The organism is Streptomyces sp. NPDC046925 (genome assembly GCF_040644915.1).
Taxonomy (GTDB): Bacteria; Actinomycetota; Actinomycetes; order Streptomycetales; family Streptomycetaceae; genus Streptomyces.
This window is the reverse complement of record NZ_JBEYWZ010000021.1, coordinates 66,210-89,031: the sequence shown is the minus strand read 5'-3', so window position 1 is coordinate 89,031 and position 22,822 is coordinate 66,210. Positions and strand designations below refer to the sequence as shown.

Annotated in this window: 21 protein-coding genes; 11 read left to right on the top strand and 10 right to left on the bottom strand. The window is 69.9% G+C overall.

The features are described 5' to 3' along the window. The first annotated feature begins 102 nt into the window (after positions 1 to 102). A complete protein-coding gene (gene hemB, locus ABZ906_RS44115) occupies positions 103 to 1,092 on the top strand; it encodes a porphobilinogen synthase (RefSeq protein WP_361392859.1) in 990 nt (329 codons plus the stop codon). A gap of 114 nt (positions 1,093 to 1,206) precedes the next feature. After that, on the top strand, positions 1,207 to 2,184 hold the full coding sequence (locus tag ABZ906_RS44110; protein WP_361392838.1) for a zinc-binding dehydrogenase: 978 nt from the start codon (positions 1,207 to 1,209) through the stop codon (positions 2,182 to 2,184). Positions 2,185 to 2,222: 38 nt separating this feature from the next. Here the strand turns inward: ABZ906_RS44110 and ABZ906_RS44105 are convergent, their stop codons facing one another. Beyond that, positions 2,223 to 3,125, bottom strand: a complete 903-nt coding sequence (locus tag ABZ906_RS44105; RefSeq protein WP_361392836.1) for an NAD(P)-binding domain-containing protein — start codon at positions 3,123 to 3,125, stop codon at positions 2,223 to 2,225. A 139-nt stretch (positions 3,126 to 3,264) separates the two neighbouring features. After that, positions 3,265 to 3,807 (bottom strand): DUF4232 domain-containing protein, encoded by a 543-nt coding sequence (locus ABZ906_RS44100; RefSeq protein WP_361392834.1) that lies wholly within the window; start codon positions 3,805 to 3,807, stop codon positions 3,265 to 3,267. A 204-nt stretch (positions 3,808 to 4,011) separates the two neighbouring features. Between ABZ906_RS44100 and ABZ906_RS44095 the strand changes: the two genes are divergently transcribed. Together ABZ906_RS44095 and ABZ906_RS44090 are read left to right on the top strand one after the other, a co-directional pair. Next, positions 4,012 to 5,655, top strand: a complete 1,644-nt coding sequence (locus ABZ906_RS44095) for a helix-turn-helix domain-containing protein (protein ID WP_361392832.1) — start codon at positions 4,012 to 4,014, stop codon at positions 5,653 to 5,655. A 147-nt stretch (positions 5,656 to 5,802) separates the two neighbouring features. Next, positions 5,803 to 7,017, top strand: a complete 1,215-nt coding sequence (locus ABZ906_RS44090) for a PLP-dependent aminotransferase family protein (protein WP_361392830.1) — start codon at positions 5,803 to 5,805, stop codon at positions 7,015 to 7,017. 72 nt (positions 7,018 to 7,089) lie between these two features. On the opposite strand, the gene argS is transcribed toward ABZ906_RS44090, so the two are convergent. After that, positions 7,090 to 8,859 (bottom strand): arginine--tRNA ligase, encoded by a 1,770-nt coding sequence (argS, locus tag ABZ906_RS44085; RefSeq protein ID WP_361392828.1) that lies wholly within the window; start codon positions 8,857 to 8,859, stop codon positions 7,090 to 7,092. A gap of 135 nt (positions 8,860 to 8,994) precedes the next feature. Here argS and lysS point away from each other — a divergent pair, with 135 nt between their 5' ends. Both lysS and ABZ906_RS44075 read left to right on the top strand, forming a co-directional pair. Then, complete coding sequence (lysS, locus tag ABZ906_RS44080; protein WP_361392826.1) at positions 8,995 to 10,752, top strand: lysine--tRNA ligase; 1,758 nt, start codon at positions 8,995 to 8,997, stop codon at positions 10,750 to 10,752. Between the two features lie 294 nt (positions 10,753 to 11,046). Further along, entirely contained in the window at positions 11,047 to 11,256 is a 210-nt protein-coding gene (locus ABZ906_RS44075) for a hypothetical protein (RefSeq protein ID WP_361392825.1), read from the top strand. A gap of 47 nt (positions 11,257 to 11,303) precedes the next feature. Here ABZ906_RS44075 and ABZ906_RS44070 read toward each other — a convergent pair whose 3' ends face one another. From ABZ906_RS44070 to ABZ906_RS44060, 3 genes are all read right to left on the bottom strand, one after another. Beyond that, on the bottom strand, positions 11,304 to 12,758 hold the full coding sequence (locus ABZ906_RS44070; protein ID WP_361392823.1) for a DUF2637 domain-containing protein: 1,455 nt from the start codon (positions 12,756 to 12,758) through the stop codon (positions 11,304 to 11,306). 183 nt (positions 12,759 to 12,941) lie between these two features. Next, on the bottom strand, positions 12,942 to 13,811 hold the full coding sequence (locus ABZ906_RS44065) for a DUF3558 domain-containing protein (RefSeq protein WP_361392821.1): 870 nt from the start codon (positions 13,809 to 13,811) through the stop codon (positions 12,942 to 12,944). 116 nt (positions 13,812 to 13,927) lie between these two features. Continuing rightward, complete coding sequence (locus ABZ906_RS44060) at positions 13,928 to 14,827, bottom strand: DUF3558 domain-containing protein (RefSeq protein ID WP_361392819.1); 900 nt, start codon at positions 14,825 to 14,827, stop codon at positions 13,928 to 13,930. A gap of 200 nt (positions 14,828 to 15,027) precedes the next feature. Here ABZ906_RS44060 and ABZ906_RS44055 point away from each other — a divergent pair, with 200 nt between their 5' ends. Then, on the top strand, positions 15,028 to 16,221 hold the full coding sequence (locus tag ABZ906_RS44055) for an RtcB family protein (RefSeq protein WP_361392817.1): 1,194 nt from the start codon (positions 15,028 to 15,030) through the stop codon (positions 16,219 to 16,221). Here ABZ906_RS44055 and ABZ906_RS44050 read toward each other — a convergent pair. After that, the gene (locus ABZ906_RS44050; RefSeq protein ID WP_361392815.1) at positions 16,211 to 17,149 is read right to left on the bottom strand and encodes a hypothetical protein; all 939 of its coding nucleotides are present in this window, start codon (positions 17,147 to 17,149) and stop codon (positions 16,211 to 16,213) included. The genes ABZ906_RS44055 and ABZ906_RS44050 overlap by 11 nt on opposite strands. 182 nt (positions 17,150 to 17,331) lie before the next feature. After that, positions 17,332 to 18,111 (bottom strand): SDR family NAD(P)-dependent oxidoreductase, encoded by a 780-nt coding sequence (locus tag ABZ906_RS44045; protein WP_361392813.1) that lies wholly within the window; start codon positions 18,109 to 18,111, stop codon positions 17,332 to 17,334. A gap of 132 nt (positions 18,112 to 18,243) precedes the next feature. Between ABZ906_RS44045 and ABZ906_RS44040 the strand changes: the two genes are divergently transcribed. Next, complete coding sequence (locus tag ABZ906_RS44040) at positions 18,244 to 18,753, top strand: GNAT family N-acetyltransferase (protein ID WP_361199473.1); 510 nt, start codon at positions 18,244 to 18,246, stop codon at positions 18,751 to 18,753. Between the two features lie 21 nt (positions 18,754 to 18,774). On the opposite strand, the gene ABZ906_RS44035 is transcribed toward ABZ906_RS44040, so the two are convergent. Further along, positions 18,775 to 19,623 carry a helix-turn-helix domain-containing protein gene (locus tag ABZ906_RS44035; protein WP_361392811.1) on the bottom strand — a complete coding sequence of 283 codons (849 nt, stop codon included), beginning with the start codon at positions 19,621 to 19,623 and terminating at the stop codon, positions 18,775 to 18,777. Between the two features lie 79 nt (positions 19,624 to 19,702). On the opposite strand from ABZ906_RS44035, the gene ABZ906_RS44030 reads away from it, so the two are divergent. The 3 genes from ABZ906_RS44030 to ABZ906_RS44020 all read left to right on the top strand — a co-directional run bounded on the left by ABZ906_RS44030 (position 19,703) and on the right by ABZ906_RS44020 (position 22,102). Then, entirely contained in the window at positions 19,703 to 20,290 is a 588-nt protein-coding gene (locus ABZ906_RS44030) for a TIGR03086 family metal-binding protein (RefSeq protein WP_361392809.1), read from the top strand. Positions 20,291 to 20,429: 139 nt separating this feature from the next. Beyond that, on the top strand, positions 20,430 to 21,524 hold the full coding sequence (locus ABZ906_RS44025) for an LLM class flavin-dependent oxidoreductase (RefSeq protein WP_361392857.1): 1,095 nt from the start codon (positions 20,430 to 20,432) through the stop codon (positions 21,522 to 21,524). Continuing rightward, positions 21,521 to 22,102, top strand: a complete 582-nt coding sequence (locus ABZ906_RS44020; RefSeq protein ID WP_361392808.1) for an FMN reductase — start codon at positions 21,521 to 21,523, stop codon at positions 22,100 to 22,102. The genes ABZ906_RS44025 and ABZ906_RS44020 overlap by 4 nt, the downstream gene beginning before the upstream one ends. Before the next feature lie 41 nt (positions 22,103 to 22,143). Here the strand turns inward: ABZ906_RS44020 and ABZ906_RS44015 are convergent, their stop codons facing one another. After that, positions 22,144 to 22,746 (bottom strand): hypothetical protein, encoded by a 603-nt coding sequence (locus ABZ906_RS44015; RefSeq protein WP_361199484.1) that lies wholly within the window; start codon positions 22,744 to 22,746, stop codon positions 22,144 to 22,146. Positions 22,747 to 22,822: the final 76 nt, after the last annotated feature.

The following is a 22,822-nucleotide window of genomic DNA, read 5'->3' as shown; positions in this document are numbered from 1 at the left end:
TCCTCAAACGCCGGACAGGCTGGATATCCCAGCCTGTCCGGCGTTTGAGGTTGGGTCTGGGGCGGGCCGGAGTGCCAGACACAGCGTGAGGTGAGAGAGACAGTGACCAAGTACGGATCGTTTCCCGGAGCGCGGCCCCGGCGTCTGCGGACCACTCCCGCCATGCGGCGCATGGTCGCCCAGACGCGGCTGCACCCGGCCGACCTGATCCTGCCCGCGTTCGTGCGCGAGGGAATCAGCGCGCCCGTGGAGATCGGCGCCATGCCCGGCGTCGTCCAGCACACCCGCGACAGCCTGAAGAAGGCCGCCGTCGAGGCGATGGAGGCCGGGGTCTCCGGGATCATGCTCTTCGGAGTGCCGGAGGAGGAGAAGAAGGACGCCGCGGGGACCGTCGGCACCGATCCGGACGGGATTCTCCAGGTCGCGCTGCGCGATGTGCGCGCGGAGGTCGGCGACGACCTCATCGTCATGTCCGACCTGTGCCTCGACGAGTTCACCGATCACGGCCACTGCGGTGTCCTGGACGCCGAGGGACGCGTCGACAACGACGCCACCCTTGAGCGGTACGCCGAGATGGCGCAGGTCCAGGCCGACGCGGGTGCGCACGTGGTGGGCCCGAGCGGCATGATGGACGGTCAGATCGGTGTCATCCGCGACGCGTTGGACCAGGTGGGGCACGAGGACGTGTCCATCCTCGCCTACACCGTGAAGTACTCGTCCGCCTTCTTCGGTCCCTTCCGTGAGGCCGTCGGCTCGTCCCTGAAGGGCGACCGCAAGACCTACCAGCAGGACCCGGCCAACAGCCGTGAGTCCCTGCGGGAGCTTGCGCTCGACCTCGAAGAGGGCGCCGACATGGTCATGGTGAAGCCCGCCGGGCCCTACCTGGACATCCTCGCGCGGGTGTCCGACGCCGTGGACGTGCCGGTCGCGGCGTACCAGATCTCCGGCGAGTACTCGATGATCGAGGCCGCCGCCCAGCGCGGCTGGATCGACCGGGACCAGGCGATCATGGAATCGCTCACCGGCATCAAGCGTGCGGGCGCCAACATGATCCTCACGTACTGGGCGACCGAGGTGGCGCGCAAGCTCTGAGGCTCCGGGGCCCGGACGGGCCGTGTGCTTGACCTCTTGACCTCTTGACCTCAAGTTTGCTTGAGGTTCCAGGATGGTGTGCGTCGACGTTCCGCCGCTACCGAGGAGCACGCCATGCACGCCGTCGTCCTGCACGAGTTCGGGCCCGCCGAGAACCTGACGTACGAGACCTTGCCCGACCCCGTCGCGGGGCCGGGCCAGGTGCGCATCGCCGTACGGGCCGCGGGAGTCCACTTCGTCGAGACCGTCATGCGGCGGGGCGCCGCGAGTGACATGGCGCCTCCGCTGCCCGAGCTGCCCTCCGTCTTCGGCGGGGAGGTCGCCGGGGTCGTCGACGCGGTGGGCCCCGGTGTGGATGCCGCGTGGCTGGGGCGGTCCGTGGTGACCCCGCGCAGCGAACCCGGCGGGTACGCCGAGCTCGCCGTGGCCGATCTCGCGCGGCTGCACGAGGTGCCGGACGGGCTCGGGTTCGAGGCCGCGGTGACCATGGTGATGACCGGGGCGACGACCATGGGGCTCCTGGACGCCGCCCGGCTCACCGCCGACGACGTGGTCCTCGTGACGTCAGCCGCCGGGGGCGTCGGGCGGCTCGTGGTGCAGTACGCCGCCGCGCTCGGGGCGGTCGTGATCGGCGCCGCCGGTGGGGCCGACAAGGTCGAGGCCGTCTGGGAACTCGGCGCCGATCTCGCCGTCGACTACAACGAACCCGGCTGGGCGGACCTCGTGCGGGAGCGGCTCGACGGGCGCCGGGTCAGTGCCGTGCTCGACGGGGTGGGCGGCGAGAAGTCCGCCGCCGTGTTCGGACTGCTCGGTGAGGGCGGGCGGTACGTGGTCATCGGCTGGTCCTCGCAGGAAGAGTTCGAACCGGATGCGGGGGTGGTGGCGGAACGGGGGATCACCGTCACCAACGCCCTGCTCCAGCTGATCGAGCGGCCCGAGGACGGGCCCGAATTCGAGCGGCGGGCCCTGGAAGCCGCCGCGAAGGGGGAGTTGGTGCCCGCGGTGCAGACGTTCCCGCTTGCGGACGCGGCTCGCGCCCATGCGGCCATGGAGCGGCGGGAGACCACGGGGAAGGTCGTGCTCGTGCCATAGCCCCCGGTGCCGGCTCCTCAGTCCTGCGTGCCGGCCCCTCAGTCCTGCTTGAGGAGGGTCACCAGGCGCGAGAAGCCGTCCGCGCCGTGGCCCTCCTCGACCGCGCGGTCCAGGACACCCTGAAGCGGCTCGAACAGCTCGGTCCGCAGGCCCTGATCGGCATACGCCTGAAGGAAGTTGGGAAACGCCTCGCGGTTCATGGCGAGGTTGGACACGTCGGTCAGGTGCTGGTCGGTGTCGATCGCCTCGGCCGTCTCCGGCACGATCGCGTCCGTCATCGCCGCGACCCAGCCCCCGAGCAGCGGCGCGAACTCGCGGGCCGGGATGCCCTCGCTGCCGATCAGCGCGTAGGCCTGCGCGACACCCATCGCCATCCCGTACATGCCGGTGAGCAGGGAGAGGTCGTAGAGGGCGGCGAGGCCGGGGTCCTTGCCGACCCACTGGGTGTCCGCGAGCGCTTGCAGCGTGGGGCGGTGCGTCTCGTAGGCGGCCTCGTCGGTACCGCTGTAGAGGATGTACGCGCCGGGTGTCGCGATCATCTGGGGTACGGCCATGATGCCGCCGTCGATGTACGTGATGCCGTGCGCCGCCGCCCAGGCCGCCAACTCCCGTGCCTGGGCGGGTGTTCCGTTGGTGAGGTTCACGAGCGTGCGGCCCGCGAGGGACTCCGCCTCCGGAGTGAGGAGGGCGCGGACGTCGTGGTTGGTCGTGAGGCACACGAGGGTGAGGGGGCTCGCGGTGACGGCTTCCCCGGCCGTGGCCGCGGGGGTCGCTCCCTGGGCGGCCAGGGGGCCCGTCTTGGACGCGGTGCGGTTCCAGACCGTGGTCGGGTGGCCCGCCTTGATGAGGGCGGAGGCCAGGGCGGTGCCCATGAGGCCGAGGCCGAGGACGGTGACGGGGGACTGGGCGGGCTGTACGGGCTGTGCGGGCTGAGCGGGCATGGCTGGGGGGCTCCGATCGGAGGCGTCTGGTGGGAACGCCTCCGATCCTTCTCGTGTACGGAGAAGCGGACAAGTACCGACTTTTTTGTGCGTACTTACCCGGAGGTTGGTGAGGCGGGTCCGGGGCCGGGCGCGTCAGTCACCACTGGAGCGCGTCCGACGCCGACGTCTGCCAGTACGTGACGAACGCCGAGCTGTCCACGTACACGCCGCCCGACGGGAGCTTGGCCGCAGCCGGGCCGCCCACGCCGCCGCTCGCGGCGCGGTTGGAGAACAGGACATCCAGGCTGTGGGCCCGGTAGCCCTCCGAGCCTTCCGGCGACGACGTGGCGATGCCCGCGTACGCGCTCTGGCCCGGCTCCAGCGTGACGACCGCCTGCGGCGTGCTGTCGTGCAGCCACGGGGTGGGGGCCTGCGCCTCGTCGAAGCGGAGGAACGGCGCGCTGTACGCGTAACAGGTCTTCGTGCCCGTGTTCTTGGCCTTCAGAAGCAGGTGGTTGACGGGCCGGCTGACCTCCTTGACGGTGACCTTCGTGGTGGCGGCGGAGCAGGTGACCGGCGCGGCCTTCGCGGCGGGCGTGGCGGCCGACGCGACGGCCGACGCGGCGCTGCCGAGCGCGGTGAGCGAGAGGGCGGCGGTGAGGGCTGCTGCGGCGGCGGTGGCCTTGGCGCTGAATCGCATGGCTGGTCTCTTTCGGTGTGACGGGCGTGACGTGAGTCGCGACCAAAGGCTTCTGGACGCGGCGTGCTTGTATGGCCCAGAGCTTGTGCGGGGTTCTGTCCCGGCGGCCAGCGCGGAACGACAGCGGGGGACGCTGGGACGTTCGTACGGCTGTGATCTGCGATAACTCCGTTCCATGGAACGGATGAACGGGATGGAGAAGGCGTGGGGGCGGGCGATCTCGCGGAACTGCTGCGGGAGTTGAAGGAGCGGTCGGGGCTCAGTTACGGGGCGCTGGCCAAGCGATTGCACGTGTCGACGTCGACGCTGCACCGCTATGTCAGCGGGTCGGCCGTACCGACGGAGTTCGCTCCGTTGGAGCGGTTTGCCCGGGTCTGCGGGGCCTCGCGGCAGGAGATGGTCGAGGTCCACCGGCGGTGGATCCTGGCCGACGCGTCGCGCGGCGAACGTGACCGTGACCGTGACCGCAAGGATCCGGAGCCTTCGCCCGGCGAGGCATCCGGTGACGCGGCTGGACCGTCCCGCGGGGGTGCGGTGTCCGGGGGCTTGGCTTCCGGGGGTGCGGCTTCCGGCGCCCCGGCGGCCGGTGGCGTGAACCCCGGCGCTCCGGCCCGCGGCGAGTCGGCCGCCGCCGATCCCGGTGCAGGCGACCCCCGTAACGGAGGCTCCCAAGGCACGGATTCCCGCGACGGAGGCCTCCGCGAACCGAACCCCGGCGACGAAGGCCCCCACAACGAAAGCCCCCACAACGGAGACCCCCGCGACGGAAGCTCCCGCAACGAAACCTCTCCCGGCGCCGACCCCAAGGACGAAGCCCCCGGCATCGTGATCGGCTCCGCCCCCGCGGCGGCGCGGCGTGAGGGGAGGCGGCTGCCCAGGGCCCGCGTGCTCGTCGCCGCCGGTGTCGTGCTCGCGCTCGGTGCCACCGCCGTCGCCGTACAGGCCGCATCCGGCGGCGGTGACAGCAACCAGGTGTCCACCGACTCCCCGAGCGCCGACGACGGCAAGCGCGAGGGCGGCCCGGACGGCCCCGGATCCGCGTCGCCCTCCGCGAAGGAGTCCGGCAAGGGCAAGCCGGACAAGGAGGCGAAGCCCTCCGGCGAACCGGACGGCGAGGGCGAGGGCAAGGGCAAGGGCAAGGGTGAAGGCTCTGGGGACGAGCCGTCGGCGCCCGCCGCCGGTGGCGGCGGCGAGGGAGGCGGTGCCGGCGGTGCCGCCCCGGTGACCGTCTCCACCCAGGCCCACTACTGGCAGGACCCCTGCGGCCACCCCTACCTCGTCGACAAGGAGCCCGGCGCCCTCTCCCCGCCCCCCAACGAGCAGGACGCCCCCGGCTGGGCGTCCGCGAACGGCGCGGTCTCCGCCAGGGACCAGACCGTGAAGCTGGTCGTCCAGGGCAAGGGCGACGACACCGTCGTCCTGGAGTCCCTGAACGTCCGCGTCGCGGGCACCGGCGCCCCGCTCGCCTGGAACAACTACAAGATGGGCTACCTCGGCGTCGGCTGCGGCGGCAACGTGCCCAAGCACACCTTCGACGTCAACCTCGACGCGTCGGTGCCCCGCCCGGCACCCCAGTCCGGGGACGACAATTTCCCCTACAAGGTCAGCGCCAGCGACCCCGAGGCGTTCTACGTCGAAGCGACCGCCAACACCCGCTACGTACGCTGGTACTTGGAACTGGAGTGGTCCAGCGGCGGCCGAAGCGGCACGGTGCGCATCGACGACACGGGCAAGCCGTTCGCCACGAGCGGCGACAAGAGCCGCCCCGTCTACGGCTATTCGCTCGACACCAAGAAGTGGACGAAGACCAACCGCGACAACGACAACGTGCCGGAACCGGCTGCGTGACCGGGCGGCAGGCAACCGTCGGGCGGATCAAGCCGTGCCCGGCAGGTCCAGCCGTGCCCGGCGGATCGAGCCGTGTCCGTATCGCGAAATGACACTTGTATGCGACACGGACATACCTAATCTGCCTGACAAACGAAGGAGTCGCAGATGACCGTCAGCGCAGCAGTCCCCGCCGCCACCACAGCCCCCACCCCGCCGCTCGCCGCGCGCGCCGCCTCGGTCGGGGGCTCTCCGGTACGGGACATCCTGGCCGTCACCGCACGGCCCGAGGTCATCAACTTCGCGGGCGGGCTCCCCGCCCCCGGCCTCTTCGACAAGGAGGGCATCGCCGCCGCCTTCCAGGCCGTGCTCACCGAACAGCCCGAGCGGGCCCTCCAGTACTCCACGACCGAGGGCGAGCCCACCCTCCGTGCCGCCATCGCCGCACGGCTCTCCGGGCGCGGCCTGGCGACCGAGGTCGACGACCTGCTCGTCACCACCGGTTCGCAGCAGGCGCTCTCGCTGCTCGCCACCGCCCTCATCGAGCCCGGCGAGACCGTCCTCGTCGAGAGCCCCTGTTACCTCGCCGCCCTCCAGGCCTTCGGCTTCGCGGGCGCGCGGGTGATAGCCGTGCCGTGCGACGAGGCCGGGGTCGTCCCGGACGCCCTGGACGAACTCGTCGCCCTCCACCAGCCCAAGCTGCTCTACACCGTGCCCACCTTCCAGAACCCCACGGGCCGCACCATGCCGGCCGACCGGCGCGCCGCGATCGCCGCCGTCGCCGCGCGGCGCGGACTGTGGATCGTCGAGGACGACCCGTACGGCGAGCTGCGCTTCGAGGGCGAGCGCGCGCCGTGGATCGCCTCGTACCCCGGAGCCGAGGACCGCACGGTCCTGCTCGGCAGCTTCTCCAAGGTCATGGCGCCGGGCCTGCGTCTTGGCTGGATGCGCGGTCCCGCCGGGCTGCTGCGTGCCTGCGCCATCGCCAAACAGGCCGCGGATCTGCACACGCCGACCGTCAACCAGCTCGCCGCGGCGCGGTACTTGGCGGACAACGACCTCGACGCGCACCTCGCCCGCGTCACCGGCGCGTACCGCGAGCGGCGGGACGCCATGCTGGCCGGGCTCGCGGACGCGTTGCCCGAAGGGTCCAGCTGGATCCGGCCCGAGGGCGGCATGTTCGTCTGGGCGAAGCTGCCCGACGGGTACGACACCACCGCCTTGCTGCCCGAGGTGGTGAAGCATCTGGTGGCGTACGTGCCGGGAGCGCCGTTCTATGCGGGGGCGCCTGACGTTGCCACCCTGCGGATGTGCTTCGTGACGCAGACTCCCGACGAGATCGCGGAGGGGCTGCGGAGGCTCGGGGGTGCGCTGGTCGGTTGACCGCCGCGCCCCTGAACGACATGTGGCCCGCGTCCCCTCCGGGACGCGGGCCACATGTCGTTCGAGGGACGATCAGAGGCGCTCGGGGGTCCTGATGCCCAGCAGGGCCATGCCCTGGTGGAGCGTGCGGGCCGTCAGGTCGCACAGGAGCAGCCGGTTCTCGACGATCTCCTGCGCCGGACGCGGCTTCACCACCGGGCACTGGTCGTAGAACGTCGTGAACAGCGACGCCAGCTGGTACAGGTACGCGGCCAGCTTGTGCGGCGCGTACTCGGCGGCGGCCTCGAAGACCAGATCGCCGAACGCGTCCAGATGCAGGCCAAGGGCCCGCTCGGCCGGGGCCAGTTCGAGCTCCGGGTGCGCGACGGGCTCCGCCGAGTCACCGGCACGCCGCAGGATCGACTTGATCCGCGCGTACGCGTACTGGAGGTAGACGGACGTGTCGCCGTTCAGCGACACCATCTGGTCCAGGTCGAACTTGTAGTCCCGGTTCGCGGACGTCGACAGGTCGGCGTACTTCACCGCGCCGATCCCGACGAACCGCCCGTTCTCGACGATCTCCTGCTCGGTCAGGCCGATCTTCTCGGCCTTCTCCCGCACGACCGCGGTCGCCCGCTCGACGGCCTCGTCGAGGAGGTCCTCAAGTCGGACCGTCTCGCCCTCACGCGTCTTGAACGGCTTGCCGTCCGCGCCGAGCACCGTGCCGTAACCCATGTTGTGGGCCGTGACGTCGTTGCTCAGCCAGCCCGCGCGGCGCGCCGTCTCGAAGACCATCTTGAAGTGCAGCGACTGCCGTACGTCCACGACGTAGATCAGCGAGGTGGCGTGCAGGTCGGCGACGCGGTCGCGGATCGCGGAGAGGTCGGAGGCCGCGTAGCCGAAGCCGCCGTCCTTCTTCTGCACGATCAGCGGCACCGGCTGGTCGTCCTTGCCGCGGATCTCGTCGAAGAAGACCACGAGCGCGCCCTCGGAACGGACGGCGACGCCCGACTCCTCCAGCATCCGAGCCGTCTCGGCCATCATGTCGTTGTACGCGGACTCGCCGACGATCTCGTCGTCCCGGATCTCCATGTCCAGCTTCTCGAAGACCGAGTAGAAGTAGATCTTCGACTCGTCGACGAACCGCTGCCACAGGTCGAGCGTCTCCTTGTCGCCGGACTGGAGCGCGACGACCCGCTTGCGGGCCCGCTCCTTGAAGTCCTCGTCCGCGTCGAAGACGGCACGGGACGCCTTGTAGATGCGGTTCAGGTTCGACATGGCCTGCTCGCCGTCGACGTCGTCGGCCGGGGCCAACTGGTCGGGGTTCTCGATCAGGTACTGGATGAGCATGCCGAACTGGGTGCCCCAGTCGCCGATGTGGTGGCGGCCGATCGTCTTCTCGCCCGTGAAGTCGAGCATGCCGCGCAGCGCGTCGCCGATGACCGCCGAGCGCAGGTGACCGACGTGCATCTCCTTCGCCACGTTCGGCTGGGCGTAGTCGATGACCGTCGTGCCCGCCGCCGGGTTCAGCGGCACGCCGAGCCGGTCGCCGTCGGCAGCGCGGGCCGCCAGCGTCTCGGTGATCGCCTTGTCGGTGACCGTGACGTTCAGGAAGCCGGGGCCCGACACCTCGACATCGGCCAGCAGATCGCCGTTGGTGATCTGCTCGACGACTTGGGTCGCCAGCTCGCGCGGGTTCGCCTTCGCCTTCTTGGCGAGGGCCAGGATCCCGTTGGCCTGGTAGTCGGCCCGGTCGCTTCGTCGCAGCAGCGGGTCGGCGGCGCCGGCCTCCGGCAGGGCAGCCGAAAGGGCGTCCGCGAGGCGCTGGTGGACGGAGGCGGTGAGGGACGTGACCGAGGCCATGGAGTGGATGCCGTTCTCCTCGAGGTGCAGATAGACCCGGCAAGTATCCCATGGGGTGCAAAGGCGTTTTCGCTCTCGCGTGGCTTGCTGGGAGAATGACTCCGACAAGCGGTACTCACGTAGAAGAAGAAAGGCGTGCCGATCGTGGCTCAGAGCACCGATACCACCGACTGGGTCTCCCGCTACGCGGACGAGGTCATCGCCGAGTCGGAGCGTCGTGCCCCGGGCAAACCGGTCGTCGTCGCCTCCGGGCTCTCCCCGTCCGGCCCCATCCACCTGGGCAATCTCCGCGAGGTCATGACCCCGCACCTGGTCGCGGACGAGATCCGGCGGCGCGGGCACGAGGTCCGTCACCTCATCTCCTGGGACGACTACGACCGGTACCGCAAGGTCCCGGAAGGCATCTTCGGCGTCGACAAGGAGACCTGGGCCCAGCACATCGGCAAGCCCCTCACCTCCGTGCCCGCCCCGGCCGGTTCCGCGTACGCGAACTGGGCCGAGCACTTCAAGGCGGCCATGACCGAGGCGCTGGACGAGCTGGGCGTGGAGTACGACGGGATCAGTCAGACCGCGCAGTACACCTCGGGCGTCTACCGCGAGCAGGTCCTGCACGCGATGAAGCACCGCGGTGACATCGACGCGATCCTCGACCAGTACCGCACCAAGAAGGCCCCCGGGAAGGGCGGCCAGAAGCAGTCGCAGAAGCCCGTCGACGAGGCCGAGCTCGAGGCCGCCGAGGGGTCCGGCGCCGCCAGCGAGGACGACGGCAGCGGCGGCACCAGCGGGTACTTCCCGTACAAGCCGTACTGCGGCGCGTGTGAGAAGGACCTGACCACCGTCACGTCGTACGACGACGAGAGCACCGAGCTCTCGTACGTGTGCGCCGACTGCGGGCACAGCGAGACCGTCCACCTCAGCGAGTTCAACCGCGGCAAGCTGGTCTGGAAGGTCGACTGGCCCATGCGCTGGGCCTACGAGGGCGTCATCTTCGAGCCGAGCGGCGTGGACCACTCGTCTCCGGGGTCGTCCTTCGTGGTCGGCGGGCAGATCGTGCGCGAGATCTTCGACGGCGTGCAGCCGATCGGACCGATGTACGCGTTCGTGGGCATCTCCGGCATGGCGAAGATGTCGTCCTCCAAGGGCGGCGTGCCGACCCCGGCCGACGCGCTGGAGATCATGGAGGCCCCGCTGCTCCGGTGGCTCTACGCCCGGCGCAAGCCCAACCAGTCCTTCAAGATCGCCTTCGACCAGGAGATCCAGCGGCTCTACGACGAGTGGGACAAGCTGGACGCGAAGGTCGCCGACGGCTCCGCGCTGCCCGCCGACGCCGCCGCGCACTCGCGTGCGGTGCGTACGGCCGCGGGTTCGCTGCCCGCGACCCCGCGTCCGCTTCCGTACCGGACGCTCGCGTCCGTCGCGGACGTCACGGCGGGCGCGGAGGACCAGACCCTGCGGATTCTGCGGGACCTGGACCCCTCCGACCCGATCTCGTCCCTGGACGAGGCGCGGCCGCGGCTCGACCGTGCCGAGAACTGGATCACCACCCAGGTCCCGGCCGACGCCCGCACCATCGTGCGCGCGGAGCCGGACACCGAGCTGCTCTCCTCCCTGGACGACGAGGGGCGCGAGTCGCTGCGGCTGCTCCTTGAGGGCCTGGACTCGCACTGGTCCCTCGACGGGCTCACGCACCTGGTGTACGGCGTGCCGAAGGTGCAGGCCGGGTTCTCCGCGGACGCGACGGCGAAGGAACTCCCCCCGGAGATCAAGGTCGCGCAGCGGTCCTTCTTCGCTCTCCTGTACCGCCTCCTGGTGACGCGGGAGACGGGGCCGCGACTGCCCACACTGCTGCTCGCCGTGGGCGCGGAGCGGGTGCGGAAGCTGCTCGGCGCGTAACGCTTGGCGCTTTGCCTGTACGGGGAGGGGGTGCCGTCCGGTTCGCTGGGCGGGGCCCCTCTTCGCTGGGCGGGGCCCCCTTCGTATGCCGTGGACTGGGCCGCCGCTTCGCGGCGGATGCTCTCCCGCCCACCCACCCGAGCACCCCGGGTAATCGGGTGGGTGGGCGGCAAAGACTCCGCCGCGAAGCGGCGGGCTTCTTGGGGGGCTGTAGAGGCCCTGCATCCTTTGGACTACCGGGGGATCACTCCGGGGCAGGACGTGCCGGGGTTCGGGGTGCGTGATCGTGGACGTATGAAGGAAATCATCGCCATCGTCGGGTGGGTCGCCGGGATCCAGGGGGCCCTCGGGGCCGCCGGCCGCATCTTCGGGGACAAGCCGTGGGGCCTACTCCAGAGGTGGTGGGACATCCCCACCCCCGCGTACCTCGCCCTGTTCATCGTCGGCGCCGCCCTCGCCATCTGGGGCGAGACCGGCAAGAAGCGCGCCCGCAGCAGGGCCTGAGACCCGGGCCGGGCCTGAGACCCCGGTCAGGGCAAGCGGGCCCGACGCTACGCGCTGTACTCGGAGTCCAGCTCCTCCTGGTAGCGACCCCGGAAATCACGCAGGTACGGGCGCAGCGTGCTCTCCGCCGGAGGGCCGCCCGCCTGGCCGGTGACGCCGTACAGATCCATCAGGTACAGGCCGAACTGCCGGGCGTTGGGATAGTCCCCGAGCTCGCTCACGTACTTGCGGAACGCGGCGAAGTACGCGTCGTCACGCGAGACGTCGTCCGGGAGACCCGAAGCCTCGGGCAGCGGCCCCAGCTCCTCCGGCGCGTCCTCCTGCGTCTCGCCTTCCGGACCCTGCTCCTCGCGCGGCCCCGGAATCAGGTGCTGACCACCGAGCGGACGGGTACGGCCCGGCCCCGCCGGGACCTGGAACTCGGACTCCGGCCCGACGGGGGCAGCCGCCGCCTGACCGTGCTCGTCGAAGTACGCCTGCTGCTGCTCCAGATAGGCCTGCTGATCGGCATAGGCCTGCTGGTCCGCGTACGCCTGCTGCTCCGCGTACCACTGGTCGTGCGGCTCCTCGGGAACGTACGAGGGCTGCTGAGCCGCGAACCACGGGCTCACGTGCCCGCCCTCGGGCGTGGGCTGCTCCTGCGGTCCCTGCTGCTCCTGCGGTCCCTGCTGCTCCTGCTGTCCGGGCTGCTCCTGCTGCTCCGGCCGGGGCTCCGGCTCCTGCTCCCGCTCGGCCCGCTGCTCAGGCGCCGCCACCAGCTCGTGCTGCTGCGGCTCCGCCGCCACCGGCACCGGCGCCGGCGGAAGCAGCGCGGGCTCGATGCCCGCCGCCGCGAGGCCCGCCGGAGCGGTCTCCGCAAGCGGAACGCCGAACCGCGCCAGGCGCAGCGGCATCAGCGACTCGACCGGGGCCTTGCGGCGCCAGGAGCGGCCGAAGCGGGCCTGGAGGCGGGCCTGGTAGATCAGGCGGTCCTGCTCCAGCTTGATGACCTGCTCGTACGAACGCAGCTCCCACAGCTTCATCCGGCGCCACAGCTTGAACGTCGGCACGGGCGACAGCAGCCAGCGCGTGAGGCGGACGCCCTCCATGTGCTTGTCGGCCGTGATGTCGGCGATGCGGCCCACCGCGTGGCGCGCAGCCTCCACGGCCACCACGAACAGGACCGGGATGACGGCGTGCATGCCCACGCCCAGCGGGTCCGGCCAGGCGGCGGCGCCGTTGAAGGCGATCGTCGCCGCCGTCAGGAGCCACGCCGTCTGACGAAGGAGCGGGAAGGGAATGCGGATCCACGTCAGCAGGAGGTCGAGAGCCAGCAGGACGCAGATACCCGCGTCGATACCGATGGGGAAGACCACCGAGAAGCCGCCGAAGCCCTTCTTCTCGGCCAGCTCGCGCACGGCCGCGTACGACCCCGCGAAACCGATACCGGCGATGACGACCGCACCGGCGACGACCACGCCGATGAGTATCCGGTGCGTGCGTGTCAGCTGCATCGCGGCCACCCGCGAACCCCTCCCTGTTCGGTTTGTTGCGAGCGACAGCCTGGCACACGCATGCGGAAGACGGTGTGCCGGTACGGCAGGAGCCCGGCCACCAAGGGGCCGGGCTCCACAACTTCCGCTACTTCGACGCCAGTTGTACGAGACCTTTACGCGTGGCGCGCGCCGCTATGTCCGCGTCCGGCGTCAGCTCTTGGGCGTGTCGCTGGACTTGGAGTCCTTCTTGGAGTCGTCGGACTTCGAGTCATCCGACTTCGAGTCGTCCTTCTTCGAGTCGTCCGACTTGGGGCTCTCCGAGCCCTTCGAGGAGGACTCGCCGCCCGCCTTGTTCGCGGAGACGACCGCCTCCGCGGCCTCCTTCGCGGCCTTCTCGGCGTCCTTGGACAGATCCTTCGAGCTCGGCGCCTTGTCGCCCGCGAGGCCGGCGCCGTTGTAGTCGATCGTGACGACGGCGTTCTCCACACGCGTCACGACCGTCTGCTGCTTGAAGTTCTCCTTGTCCTTCTTCAGGTCGTAGTGCACGACCGTCGTCTGGTCGCCCATCCCGGGCACCGGCTCCGTCTTGACGCTCTTCGCGCCCTCCGTCGCCTGTGCGTCCGCGACCTGCTTCGCGAAGTTGGCCTGCGCACGCTTGGCACCGCTGCCGAGCGACGCGTCCGAGTCGAAGCGCATCAGCGAGACACGCAGCCAGCGGAACTGCGAGCCGTCGACGCCGTTGTTCTCCAGGCTGTCCCAGGAGCAGGTGCCGCGCGCCGACGTGTCGTCGGACGTGCCCGCCTTGCCCGACTTGTCCTTGGCCTTCGGGACAAGGTCGTCGAGCGTCTTCTTCGACAGGACCTCGCAGGGCTCGGGCAGCTTGCTGAACGCCGCCTTCTCCACGGTCGCGGCCTTGTCCTTGCCCGAGGCCGACGCGGAGGCCTTCGAGCCCGAGTCCTTCTTGGCCCCGTCCGAGCCCGAGTCGCCGGAGTCGGAGGAGCAGCCGGAGGCAATGAGGATCACCGGTACGGCGGCTGCGCAGGTGAGTATGCGGGTGAGTCGCTGTCCTTGTCGGTGCATGGTTCCTTCACTCAAGTCACTCAAGACGGCTGTCGTCGGTTCGATGGGCCACGGTACGCCGTGCCCGGCGCGGACGACTCCGCTTCCACGGAGCCGGTCACCCGCCCGAACCGTCGCTATTCGCTCAACTTGTCGGCAAGCTTTCCGGCCAGTTCCTGCGCCTTGTCCTGCATTTCCTTGCTGTCGGGGATGTCGGTGCGACGCCCCGGCTGCTCGTCGTACTCGACCGTCACGATGACGTTCGACGTGCGGAACACCACAGTCACAGTGCGGTGTCGGGTCGCTGACGCGGCCGTGGTCAGCGCGTCGTCGAGGAAGGCCTCGTCGCCCAGATCCTCAAGGATGCGGGGCTCCAGACCGGGCGGCGTGACGGCCTCGGTCGGCGAGCCACCGGAGGCACTGTCGCCCGCGTCACCCTTGTCCTTGTCCTTGGCCTTGTCGCTGCCCTTACCCTTGCCCGACTCGCCCCCATCCGTGCCGGTATCGCCGGAAGGCTTGGCGTCCGCGTCTCCGTCCCCGTCCGAAGCCCCCTCCTGCTCCTCGTCGTCCGTCGTGGAGGCGGAGGGCTCGGGCAGGTTCGCCTTCTGCGCCTTCGACGAGTAGACCTCCGTCGCACGGGTGTCATCGCTCACAGCCGTGTCGTACGAGACGACCCGCTCGAAGTCGACGAGCAGGTGGTGCGTGGCGTCCGAGGACTCCACCTTCCAGCGGCAGCCCACACGCCGGTCCGTGTCGTACGTGACGGTCGGCTCGCCCTCGTACGCCTTCTCCTGCTGCTCCTCGTCCGGCATCTCCTCGATGCCGGGCAGCATCGAGTCGAGCGTGCCCGGTTCGACCTGGCTGCAGGGCTCGCGGAGCGTGCGGTACTTGCCGGGCTCGGCGGCGGCGGTCGTGCCGCCGGTCTCGCCGGGCTTCGAGTCGTCCGCCTCGCCGCCGAGTGCGCCCCCGCCCGTGCAGCCGGCGAGCAGCGCCGCGAGGAGGGTTGCGACGCCCGGTACGTAGGCCTTCCGCTGCACCGTGTGGGCTCCTTCTCGCCGGGGTTATTCGGTTGCCGCTGACGGGCGACCGGTGGACACAATGTGTATCGCACGCAATGCCGTGGACGCCGGTCCGTCATCCCTTTCGTTGACCTTGGCGCCGGTATTTGCGCTAAGAGACTTTCGATACGTCTGTTCAACTACAGGCGCTACAGGTACTACGGGGGAATGAGGACGCAATGTCGTACGTGGAGGTTCCTGGAGCCAAGGTACCGATCCGGATGTGGACGGATCCGGCCACGGTCGAGGATGTCGCGCTCCAGCAGCTGAGGAACGTGGCGACGCTGCCCTGGATCAAGGGCCTGGCGGTCATGCCGGACGTCCACTACGGCAAGGGCGCGACGGTCGGCTCGGTGATCGCCATGCAGGGCGCGGTCTGCCCGGCGGCGGTCGGCGTCGACATCGGCTGCGGAATGTCGGCGGTGAAGACGTCCCTGACGGCAAATGACCTGCCGGGCGACTTGTCCCGCCTCCGCTCGAAGATCGAGCAGGCGATTCCGGTGGGGCGGGGGATGCATGACGAGGCCGTGGACCCGGGGCGGCTGCACGGGTTCGGGACTGCGGGGTGGGACGACTTCTGGGGGCGGTTTGACGGGGTTGCCGATGCGGTCAAATTCCGTCAGGAGCGGGCGACTAAGCAGATGGGAACGCTCGGAGCCGGGAATCATATGATCGAAACTTGTCTCGATGTGGACGGGGCGGTCTGGCTGATGCTGCACTCCGGGTCCCGCAACATCGGCAAGGAGCTGGCTGAGCACCACATCGGGCTGGCCCAGAAGTTGCCGCACAACCAGGGCCTGGTCGACCGCGACCTTGCGGTCTTCGTCTCAGACACCCCACAGATGGCGGCCTACCGGAACGACCTCTACTGGGCTCAGGAGTACGCGAAGTACAACCGCGCGATCATGATGGCTCTCCTGAAGGACGTGATCCGCAAGGAGTTCAAGAAGGCCAAGCCGACCTTCGAGCAGGAGATCTCGTGCCACCACAACTATGTGGCGGAGGAGCGGTATGGGGGGATGGACCTCTTGGTGACGCGTAAGGGCGCAATCCGTGCCGGTTCCGGGGAGTACGGAATCATCCCGGGGTCCATGGGCACGAGCTCGTACATCGTGAAGGGCCTCGGCAACGAGAAGGCGTTCAACTCTGCCTCGCATGGCGCGGGGCGTCGAATGAGCCGCAACGCGGCGAAGAGGCGCTTCTCGGTGCGGGACCTGGAGGAGCAGACGCGGGGCGTCGAGTGCCGTAAGGACTCGGGTGTCGTGGATGAGATCCCGGGTGCGTACAAGCCGATCGAGCAGGTCATGGAGCATCAGCGTGACCTCGTCGAGGTCGTGGCGAAGCTGAAGCAGTTCATCTGCGTCAAGGGCTGAAGTGAGGACGGGCCCCGGCTGGCAACAGCCCGGGCCCGTCCTCAGTGCCTCGCTGGTCGTTCGCGGGCATCGGCACCTTGCCGCTGCGCAGACGCCAGAGGCGGAGGCTGCAACTCTGCACGGTTCGGCCCAGCGCTTCTGCCGCCGAGGTGGGGTTGTCCTGCTGCAGCAGGACACGGTCCTCCCATTGCTTCCAACGGCGGCGTTCAGGCGCGATCTTCATGTCGGCCGGGCGGACCCATGCGCCGAGTGATGCGGCAGCCGTCTGCTTGCGCTCTAGGGCCAGGCAGCCCGGGTAGTAGAGGTCTGCGGCCAGCCCCATGGCCGCTTCCTTCGTGTAGACGATGTTGTAGATGCCGTCACGGGCATTGCGCCTGATGATGCGCTCAGCCCCTGTGAGCATGCGCGTGTAGCGGCAGAGGTAGACCCCTACGGCGGTGCTGGCCGTGGTCAGGGAGACGAACGGGAGGCCTTGCCCCGTGTAGCCAACGGCCCCGTCCGCATCGATGACGCCCCGCAGGTAGTCGCGGCGTGAGAATTCGACGCGTGGTGGGGTGATCTTCTTGGACTTGCGGCCGTAGGGCAGACCGAGTTGGTTGACGGTTGTTCTGGCTTCTAGGGAGCACAGCGTCCAGATCGCCGAGTGGTGGCTCTCGGAAAAGTTTGTAGCCCTGGTGCGCTCGCGGATCGTGCTGTTGTACGGGGTGAGACGCTGGAACTCGTGCAGGATCTTGATGTCTCGCACGTTGATCTCGACAGTGAGTCGCCCTCGGTCCCTGGATTGTTGTGAGAGATGCCCGTCGGCCTGCAAGAAGCCGAACATGTACGCGTACTCAGGGACTTCTAGGTCCATGAAGGGCGCTGGCGTGTCGATGCCGAGGGCGTCGTCCAGCGTGAATTGCTGCGCGCTAGGCTCGCGTTCAGCCATGAGGAAGTTATGTCCTTCCTTGATGGTCAGGCCCCCGGCCGGGACTGCAATCCCGGGCGGGGGCCGTTCTGTTTGCTGTTGTTGGTCTGAGCCTAGGCACGTCGATCGTCAACCGGCGTGGCGATACGACGCGTTCACCTGTGTGGGTGACTCGCGTCTTGGGGCGGGCCCGCAGGGGGTCGTTACAGCTCCCGGTGGACCTTTGTGTTGGAGGCCTGGGCTCGGGGGCGGACTACCAGGAGGTCGATGTTTACGTGGGGCGGGCGGGTTACCGCCCAGGTGATCGTGTCCGCGACGTCGTCCGCCGTGAGGGGGGCGGCCACGCCCGCGTAGACCTTCGCGGCCTTCTCCGTGTCGCCGCCGAAGCGGGTCGTGGCGAACTCCTCGGTCTTGACCATGCCGGGGGCGACCTCGATGACGCGGACCGGGGTGCCGACGATCTCCAGGCGGAGGGTCTCGGCGAGTACGTGCTCGGCGTGCTTGGCGGCGACGTAGCCACCGCCGCCCTCGTACGTGCCGTGCCCGGCGGTGGAGGAGAGGACCACGATCGTGCCGTCCTCGCTCGCGGTCAGTGCGGGAAGCAGGGCCTGGGTGACGTTCAGGGTGCCGATGACGTTCGTCTCGTACATCTGGCGCCAGTCGGCGGGGTCGCCGGTGGCGATGGTGTCGGCGCCGAGCGCGCCGCCCGCGTTGTTGACCAGGACGGCGACCTTGCGGAAGGCGGTGGCGAACTCGTCGACGGCCGTGCGGTCGGTGATGTCGAGCGCGTACGCCATCGCGTCGTGGCCCGCGGCCGTGATCTCGGCGGCGAGGGCCTCGATGCGGTCCTTGCGGCGGGCGGTGAGGACGACGCGGTAGCCGGCGGCCGCGAGTCCGCGCGCGGTGGCGGCACCGATGCCGCTGCTCGCGCCGGTGACGATCGCGATGCGGGTGGCGGCGGGCGCGGCGTTCGCGGCGGTCATGGCTGCTCCTTGGGCGTGGCGTACGTACGTTCGTGTGTTCCTGCTTGTTTCGCCAGGATAGGTCGCCGGGTCCGGGCGGTCGGGTCGGCGGGACCCGGGGCGTTGTCAGTGGCTCGCCGTAGCGTGGTCGGCATGGAGAGATCGCCGTTGGTTGGTCCGAGGCTGGTTCCCTGGGCGGAGGAGGATTTCGAGCTTCTTGTCGCCTGCAATTCCGCGGAGATGACGGCTCACTTGGGCGGCCCCGAGACGCCTGAGCAGTTGGTGTCCCGGCATCGTCGTTATCTGACCCTCGGGGATCGGGGGCGGATGTTCCGGATCGTGGTGGACGACGGTGACGCTGCCGTCGGATCCATCGGGTATTGGGAGACGTCCTGGCAGGGGGAGTCCGCCTGGGAGACGGGGTGGAGCGTGCTGCCCGGTTTTCAGGGGCGGGGGATAGCGGCTGCGGCGGCCCGGCTGGTCGTCGAGGAGGCCAGGGCCGCCGGCCGGCACCGGCGGCTGCATGCTTTTCCCGCCGCGGATCACGCGGCTTCCAACGGGGTGTGCCGCAAGGCCGGGTTCACGCCGGGTGGCGAGCACGACTTCGAGTATCCGAAGGGGCACTGGATGCGGTGCAACGACTGGAGCGTAGAGCTGGGGTGACGCATCGGCCTGACGTGGGCGTCAGTGCGGGGAGTACGCCGTGGGCGGGACGCCTACCGTCGCCGTGAAGTCCCTGATCAGGTGGGCCTGGTCGGCGTAGCCCAGGGTGCAGGCCACGTCCGCCCAGTCCACCGGCCGGCCCGCCTCCGCCTGCTCCAGCGCCTCGTGGATCCGGTGGCGCAGGATCAGCCACTTCGGGCCGACCCCCACGTACGCCGAGAACAGTCGCTGCAGGGTCCGTACGGACATGCCCTCCGCTCTGGCGAACTCGCTGACCCGGCGGATCCCGCTGTCGGTGCGGATGCGTTCGGCCAGGGCCATGGCGAGGTCGGCCCTGGGGTCGGGCGCGGGGCCGACGGCCAGGAGGAAGGCGTCGAGTGCCGCCACGCGCGCGTGCTCGTCGTCGGGGGAGAGCACCGCGTCGAGCGCGCCGTCGGGGACCTCGGTGAACACCTCGTCGAGGGGGAGGAACCGGCGGCCCGTCCAGGCGGACACCGGCTGCGACGGCGCGAACGGCCGGAAGCCGCCGGGCCGGAACTTCACCCCGCAGACCCGGCCGCTCCCCTCCAGCTTCTGCGTGAAGAGCTCGAGGCCGACCCCCGCCACCTCGGCGAAGGGCTCCTGCCCGGGGAGCCGCTGGAAGACGACGTTCACGGACGGATGCGGCACGACGTGCGAGGCGTACGGCTCCGAGAGGTCCCAGTCGATCAGCCAGTACTGCTCCACGTAGGGGTGCAGGGCGGGCGCGGCCAGGTGCCTGCGGAACCGTGTGCGGGCCAGGAGTCCGGCGGCGTCGACGATGCCCTTGGTGTCGCTGCGCGGGGCGGTGTCGCCGCACGGGGCGGAGGGAGTGGCGTCGGCGTCGGCCATGGCTGGATCGTATGCCGGGGTCTCGCACGTGTCGCGTTTCTTCAAGCCCGGGCGCACGCCCCCGCCATAGCGTCGTGGCATGACCGAGAACAGCATTGCCGACCTTCTGAAGGCGGCCACGGCGCACGCCGTCCCGGTGGTCCGCGCGATCCCGGACGATCGCCTCACCGCGCCCACTCCGTGCGCCGAGTACGACGTGAAAGCGCTGGTCAACCACCTTTTCCAGGTGACCGTCCAGTTCCAGGCGCTCGCCGCCAAGCAGGACTCCGACTTCGGCGCCGCGCCCCCGGATGCCGTCGCCGGGAGCCCCGACTGGCGCGAGCGTTTCGCCAAGGAGGCGGGCAAGCTCGTCGCCGCCTGGTCCGCGCCCGGCGCCGAAGAGGGCACCACGGGTGCGATGGACATGCCCGCGAGGACCGTGGGCTGCATGGTGCTGCTGGACCTGACGGTGCACGCCTGGGACCTGGCCCGTGCCACGGGGCAGGAGTACGAGGCGGCGCCCGAGAGCAGCGGTGTCGTCGCCGTGCTGCGTGAAGCGGTCGCGGGTCTGGGTCCGACGGCCCGGAAGATGGGCGTCTTCGGAGAGCCGGTGGCCGTTCCCGAAGGCGCCTCTGAGCTGGACCGACTCCTGTCGGAGACGGGCCGTGACCCCCGCTGGACGCCGTAGGACCCCGCAGAGCCGACGCCTGCCGACCCCTCCTGAACCCCACCCCGGGAATACCCGCCGACCCCCCACCGTTCCGCAGGTATAGTTGAAGCGTCAACAACCTGCGGAGAGTGAGTCAGCCATGCAGTCCGGATCCGGCATGCAGTTCGGGATCTTCAGCGTCGGCGACGTGACGCCGGACCCCACCACGGGCCGCATCCCCACCGAGCACGAGCGCATCAAGGCCATGGTCGCCATCGCGCTGAAGGCCGAGGAGGTCGGTCTCGACGTCTTCGCGACCGGCGAGCACCACAACCCGCCGTTCGTCCCCTCCTCGCCCACCACGATGCTCGGCTACATCGCCGCCCGCACCGAGAACCTGATCCTCTCCACCTCCACCACCCTGATCACCACGAACGACCCGGTGAAGATCGCCGAGGATTTCGCGATGCTCCAGCACCTGGCCGGCGGCCGGGCCGACGTGATGATGGGCCGCGGCAACACCGGCCCGGTCTACCCGTGGTTCGGCAAGGACATCCGCGAGGGCATCAACCTCGCCGTCGAGAACTACGCGCTCCTGCGCCGCCTGTGGCACGAGGACGTCGTGACGTGGGAGGGCAAGTTCCGTACGCCCCTCCAGTCGTTCACCTCGACGCCCCGCCCGCTCGACGGCGTCGCGCCCTTCGTCTGGCACGGCTCCATCCGCTCCCCGGAGATCGCCGAGCAGGCCGCGTACTACGGCGACGGCTTCTTCCACAACAACATCTTCTGGCCGCAGGAGCACACCAAGAAGATGGTCGACCTCTACCGCCGCCGGTTCGCGCACTACGGGCACGGCACCGAGGAGCAGGCGATCGTCGGACTCGGCGGCCAGGTGTTCATGCGGAAGAACTCCCAGGACGCCGTACGCGAGTTCCGCCCGTACTTCGACAACGCGCCCGTCTACGGACACGGTCCTTCCCTGGAGGAGTTCACCTCCCAGACGCCGCTGACCGTCGGCTCCCCGCAGCAGGTGATCGACCGGACGCTGTCCTTCCGCGACACCGTCGGCGACTACCAGCGCCAGCTGTTCCTGATGGACCACGCGGGCCTGCCCCTCAAGACCGTCCTTGAGCAGCTGGACATCCTCGGCGAGGAGGTCGTCCCGGTCCTGCGCGAGGAGTTCGCCAAGAACCGCCCGGCGACCGTCCCGGACGCGCCGACCCACGCGGCACGCGTCTCGGCCCTCCAGAGCGAGAACGGAGTCTCCGCATGAAACTCGTCGTCGTCTCCGCGGGACTCAGCGTCCCCTCCTCCACCCGCCTCCTTGCCGACCGCCTCGCGGCGGCCACCGAGCGCCGCGCCGACGTGGAGATCGAGACCGTCGAACTCCGCGACCTGGCGGTGGAGATTGCGCACAACTTCGTGACCGGCTTCCCAGGACCGGAGCTGAGCGCGGCGGCGGACGCGGTGAAGGGCGCGGACGCCCTGATCGTCGTCACGCCGGTCTTCTCCGCCTCGTACAGCGGTCTGTTCAAGTCGTTCTTCGACGTGCTGACCGTCCTGGACAAGGACGCGATCGCCGGTACGCCGGTGCTGCTCGCGGCGACCGGCGGCAGCGCACGGCACTCGCTGGTCCTGGAGCACGCGATGCGTCCGCTCTTCGCCTACCTGCGTGCCCTTGCCGTACCGACGGCCGTGTACGCGGCGTCCGAGGACTGGGGCGCGGACGGTCTGAACGAGCGGATCGAGCGGGCCGCGGCCGAACTGGCCGACATCATGCGGCCCGCGCCGGTACGCGAAGAGGCACTGATCCCCTTCGAGCAGCAACTGGCCGCGCTCAGGACGGAGTAAGGGAGGGACGCGGGGCTCAGGTCAGGGCCACATCAGAACGGTCACGGCCACACCAGGCAGTAGGCCTGATGCCCCGCGTCATGCAGCCGGTGGCTGAAGTCCTGCCATTCGTGCAGCAGTTGGTAGACGTTGAACGCGTCGCGCGGGCCGCCGCGGTCGGGGACCGTGGACCAGATGAAGGCCGCGGCCCCGACCGACTCCTCGCCGACGCCGCGCAGCGGGTCGACGACCGTCATGGGGAGCTTCACCACGGCGTAGTCGGGGTGCAGGACGACCAGTTCGAGTGGGGGCACCTTGTGCAGGGGTATGCCCTCGATGCCGGTCAGGACCATCGCGGCCACTGTCTCCGGCTTGATCTTCGTGAACATGCCGCCCATGCCGAGCTCGTCGCCGCCGAGCTCCTCGGGGCGCATCGAAATGGGCACACGGGCGGCGGTCGCGCCGTCCGGAGCTCCGAAGTACTTGTAGGTCACCCCACCCACCCGGCCACTCCTGGTTGCCGCCCGGTCCTGCTCCGTCTCGCCACGTGCCACGGCCTTTGCTGCCTCGGCCGCCTCAGCCTCGCGCCGGTGCCTGCCGATCCGCCGGGCACGCCGCGGACCCAGGCCGTCGGTCCCCTCGCCCAGTCCGCCACCGCGATGCATATCTCCACCCGACTGCTTTTCCAGGGCGCCCGCCCCTGCTTTTCTAGGCCTCGCGGCCCCCGCCGCGCAACCCGAT